Source organism: Meiothermus cerbereus (genome assembly GCF_051297115.1).
Classification (GTDB): domain Bacteria; phylum Deinococcota; class Deinococci; order Deinococcales; family Thermaceae; genus Meiothermus; species Meiothermus cerbereus_A.
In genome coordinates this window covers 1-4,266 of record NZ_JBEVAL010000120.1, presented here as the reverse complement: position 1 = coordinate 4,266, position 4,266 = coordinate 1, and the positions used below count along the sequence as shown (strand labels likewise).

6 protein-coding genes are annotated in these 4,266 nt (G+C 63.9%); 1 reads left to right on the top strand and 5 read right to left on the bottom strand.

The features are described 5' to 3' along the window. On the bottom strand, positions 1–576 hold a 576-nt coding region (locus tag ABWU19_RS14355), incomplete at its 3' end, for a hypothetical protein (RefSeq protein ID WP_435902337.1). A gap of 141 nt (positions 577–717) precedes the next feature. On the opposite strand from ABWU19_RS14355, the gene ABWU19_RS14350 reads away from it, so the two are divergent. Further along, complete coding sequence (locus ABWU19_RS14350; protein WP_435902336.1) at positions 718–981, top strand: hypothetical protein; 264 nt, start codon at positions 718–720, stop codon at positions 979–981. A gap of 73 nt (positions 982–1,054) precedes the next feature. Here the strand turns inward: ABWU19_RS14350 and ABWU19_RS14345 are convergent, their stop codons facing one another. From ABWU19_RS14345 to ABWU19_RS14330, 4 genes are read right to left on the bottom strand one after another with little or no spacing between them, the layout of a single operon-like run. Further along, positions 1,055–1,621: a hypothetical protein gene (locus ABWU19_RS14345; protein ID WP_435902335.1), complete on the bottom strand. Its 567-nt coding sequence runs from the start codon at positions 1,619–1,621 to the stop codon at positions 1,055–1,057. After that, positions 1,618–2,448: a hypothetical protein gene (locus ABWU19_RS14340; protein ID WP_435902334.1), complete on the bottom strand. Its 831-nt coding sequence runs from the start codon at positions 2,446–2,448 to the stop codon at positions 1,618–1,620. The genes ABWU19_RS14345 and ABWU19_RS14340 overlap by 4 nt, the downstream gene beginning before the upstream one ends. Before the next feature lie 25 nt (positions 2,449–2,473). Next, a complete protein-coding gene (locus ABWU19_RS14335) occupies positions 2,474–3,952 on the bottom strand; it encodes a hypothetical protein (protein WP_435902333.1) in 1,479 nt (492 codons plus the stop codon). A 22-nt stretch (positions 3,953–3,974) separates the two neighbouring features. After that, the gene (locus tag ABWU19_RS14330; protein ID WP_119358802.1) at positions 3,975–4,217 is read right to left on the bottom strand and encodes a hypothetical protein; all 243 of its coding nucleotides are present in this window, start codon (positions 4,215–4,217) and stop codon (positions 3,975–3,977) included. Positions 4,218–4,266 lie beyond the last annotated feature (49 nt).

Genomic DNA, 4,266 nt, shown 5'->3' with positions numbered 1-4,266 from the left:
GGGGCGCTCCCCCTCCTCCTCCCAACAGGCCAGGCTGCGCTCCACCAGCAGCCGGGCGGTCTCCTCGAGGCTTCGTCCCTGGGCGATGACCCGCATCCGGGGCATAGCCGCCTCCACCAGTCGGGGGATGTCGGGAGGCAGCAGCACGGGTTCCTCCTGCGGGGTGAAGCCTTCCGCTCTCAGGATGCCCTCTATCTGCCGCAGGGCTTCTCGCCGCGTGAGCAGTGGCGGCGTATCCCGGAAGGGCTCCTGCAAGGGTTGTTTGCCAACCCAGGGCAGCTCCTCCACCCCGGGCACCTGGTTCAGCGCGACCATCCAGACCAGCGGCTCCTCCAGGCTCCACACCACCAGCACCGCCTCCGCACCCTCCTTCTCCATCACCCCGTAGCGCCGCCGGTAGTAGTCCAGGTGCTCCTGTACGAAACACCGATGCGGCAGGGGCAGCACCTCCAGAGCAGCCTCCAGGGTGGGCAGGGTGATGGCTCCATCCGCCGCCTTCACCCCATACCGCTCGGCCACATGCCGTACCCCATTGCCAAGGGCCGTGTCGAACAGACTTGTAAGGTTTGCACACATCTTTGCTATCATCATAACGAGCTAGCCGCTCGTGGACATTGAAAACCGGGCACTGGCCGTCCGGCTTTCCAGGGAATCCATCGCCTTTGCGCGAGGGTTCCCTGGGCCAGGGGGAGCTTTTCGCGCAGGAAAGGAGCAAAAATGCGCCTTGTCATCCTTGCCGAAGAGCCCCCGGCGGAACTGCGGGCTCAGCTTGTCTTTTTGGAGGTATGCACTGAAGAGAAGCTCCTGAGCCTCTTTAGCCTCTACAAGGTGAAGGCTGGACTCCGCGCGCTGCCGTTTCTTCGCCTCGCCGGTATAACGCCGGATGAGGTTGGAGAGGCCATCCGCCCCGGCGACCTGGTAGCCTGGCCGCTCCCTGAGCGCCCTGGCCGGAAGTCCAGGTGGATGCTCATGCTGGCCTAGCTCGTCCTTTTGCCTTCCGAGGATAATCCTTTTCCTTGGAGGGTTCTTTTTTGTCCCCGTTCTTGCCCCTCCCTCAAACCTCCAACTCAGCTTCCGGGGGCAAGAGTTCCCCCACGTGCCTGACCTCGATCCCGCCCTCCTGCACCATGTGGTCAAACCGCTTGGGGTAGGGGTGGTAGACCCGCACCTCTTCTGCTGTCCCCAGCTTCTTGCGCTCATACCAGCCCATCCGCCGCAGGGTGTTCCTGAGGCTCCGGGTGCTGTACGCCCGCAGGCTGGCGATCACCATCAGCCGCTTTCCATTTCGGCTCATAAAGGCGATCCTTCCCCTGGGGTTTCGCTCCAAAAAGCGCCACCCTTCCCGCTCCGCGATGCGGATCGCCCGGCGCAAAAGCACCGCATCGGCCACTGCTGTAGCTCGGGGGCTGTAGAAGCGGGTCATCGCCAGCACCTCTACCCGCCCCTTGGGGCCCACCACCACCGCCTTGCCCAGGACAGTGGGGATGATGCCCAGGTAGCGGCGTCGCACCAGGTCATAAAACGTGGCCCTGGGCATCCGCACCAGGGCCTCCTCTACCAGCATCGGCCCTCTCAGATGAAGGCTGCGAATGAAACGCTGATACCGCTCCGCAAGACTCATCGCCCCTCAAGCTCAATCCGCGTCCCGGCCATCACCGAGCGCTTCAACACAAGCTGCCGCCCGCTGCCGATCTCCACCAGCCCCCACTCCAGCGCAATCTCCCCGGCCCGGGCCCCCTCCAGCGTGATGAGGCCCGAGAGGGCCTCACCAGGGTTGATCAGGGTCTTCAAGGGCTCTCGCTTGAGGCTGTAGGAAAGTCGGTTGCCCCCCTGGGTGATCACCAGCCGCCCGGGGTCTGCCGCAACAGTACGTGCTCCCCGGTTCTCCAGGGTGAAGAAGATGGTGATGGTGCCCTTTCCATCCGAGGGCACCTGGGCGGTGGTGGTAAAGCGCACCTGGTCGGGACTCACCGGAGTTGTTTGCGTTTGCGGAGCAGGACTGCTCGCCTGGGGCTGCGGGCTTGTGGTTGGGGTGCTGCTCACCGGCGGGACGTAGGTGGAAGCCGGGGTCTGGGTTCTGGCCCGGCTAAGCTCAATCACGTACCGCCGTGGCCCCACCCCCGGCCCGATCTTCAGCGTAAACAGCAGCGTGCGCCCCGCCACCTCCACCACCAGGTCGGTCTGCCCGGCCTTCTGGGTGGCCGAGATGAGGATGCGCGGCCCGGCGCTCTCCACCCGCAAAAGCTCACCCTTGGCCGAGGCCAGGGTGCTCACGGTGTCCCAGAAGTCCATCACCGTGGTAAAGCCCGGCGAGACCTCGATGAGCCCCGGCACCCGCACCAGGTCGTCGGCATAGTAGGTCTTGAGCACCGACTGCCCCAGGGCCATCGGTGCAACCAGCAGCATGAACAGCAGGGTTAGTTTTTTGTAATAACTTATTGCCTTCATACAGGCATTATATGACAATAACCCGTTATCGAAAATGCTGGCGTACTCGGCTACGGAGAGCGAAGTACATCCTGAAGGGTTTACTGCTCGACCAGAAGAGCCAGATTCCCCGGAAGAAGGAGGCCAGGCCAGTTGCCAAGATTAGCATCAGGAATGCGAAGAACGCCTGCTCCGGCCCCTTTGCCATTTCCCAGGCAAGGAACAGTTCTAGCCCCCCCACTGCTAGCAGCGTCCAGAACTTCCACGGGGAGAAGCTGCCAAAAAGCGCCATGAAACGTAGAACCAGCGCCCCCATGAAGGCGATATAGGCAGCGTCCACCCCGCCCGGCTGGGAGAACCCGGCCCCTGCAAACATCACCATCTCGAGCAGGAACACCAGCCGCCAACCCAAGGCCCTCCAAACAACCTGCCCGAAGTGGGGCCTAGGCGGAGCCCCTGGCGGCACCAGCTCCACCACAAAAGCAGGTGGAGCCTTCTCACGCCCTCCGATCACCTCCTCGCCCCGCAGGCGGTACCGCCTACCCTTGGGGCGGATGGAGGGCACCGGGGAGGTACGGTTTCGTAACCAACCCGCCACCTCCTTCACCTCGCCGTCGTCCAGCAGGCGCTTTCCCCGCAGGTACTCCTTGATGGCCCCCTCGTCCCGCAAGGCCAGAACACTGCCCACCCGCCCCTGGGGTTCCTTCAGGTTGGGGTTCAGCACCACCGGCAGGGCGGAGATCGCCCTCCCTGAGTCTTCCCAGACCCGCTTGGCCTCGGTATCAGCGATAAGGGGGAACTCCGCCACCACCAGTACCCCCGCTGGCCCCACATAGAAGGTGGCTGGCGTGTCGTCCAGAACAACCCGGCGCACGTGGTGCTCAGGCCTGGCCGTAGCAGACCGGGAAGGCCTGGTCGGGGCCGGATCGGGCTTGATCAGCAGCCGCACCACCTCTTTCACCTCGTCCGCTGACATAACCGCCTTGCCGTAGCAGGCTTTGCGCTCGAGGGCCTGTCCGTCTCGAACAGCCCGCACCCTGAGCCGGGAGAAACACGGGCGCAAGCGCTTTTCCAGCTCGAGGCGCACCTCCCTCCGCTTTCGCGCCTCTGCCGCCACCACCCACACCCCTGCCGGGCCTACCCAGAACTCATAGTCTTCCCCACGGGGCACAAGGCGGTAAACCGGGCCTGGAGCCTCCGGCGCGGTAGCGGCCATCCGGCGGTAGGCTGGGCCTGAATATGCCCGCGAGCCCAGCGCATACTCGAGCGCACCCACCGCCTTGCGTCCAGCCTGCTCGATCTGCTCCCGGGTAGGCATGGACATCCAGGCGGGCCGGTTGTGGATGACCCGGTTCCTCAGCCTCAAGAAGCTCTGCACCGCCCGCACCGCCTCCGGTGAAAGGCGGTGCTCCACCTGCACCAGCAGCTCGCCTGCACCCCTGGCCGGGCGGGTAGCCCCCAGGCGCTCGAGCAATTGCTCCACCTGGTGGCCGTACTCAACCGTAATGGCATAGAGTTCGCGCATGTTGCTACGTTGGTTGCCCTACCTAGAAAGGCAGGTCATCTTCCTCTTCTATGAACTCTGCATGAGCTTCTTCTGCTGCCCGATCCGCCGCCCAGAAAGCCTCGTCGAAAGTATCGTAGCTTCCTATCACCGTCTCCACCCCTTCCTCGTCCCGGTGTACCGCCTGGAAGGTGTGGATATTCGGCTGGCGCACGAACCACACCCCCTTGCCTCGGTACGACTGGAAGACCTCTCGCTCAAACATCCCGTTCATCTTGATAATCAATGTCTACCTCCTTATCGCTCACCCCACGCGGCTGTCCCAGCCGCCAGGT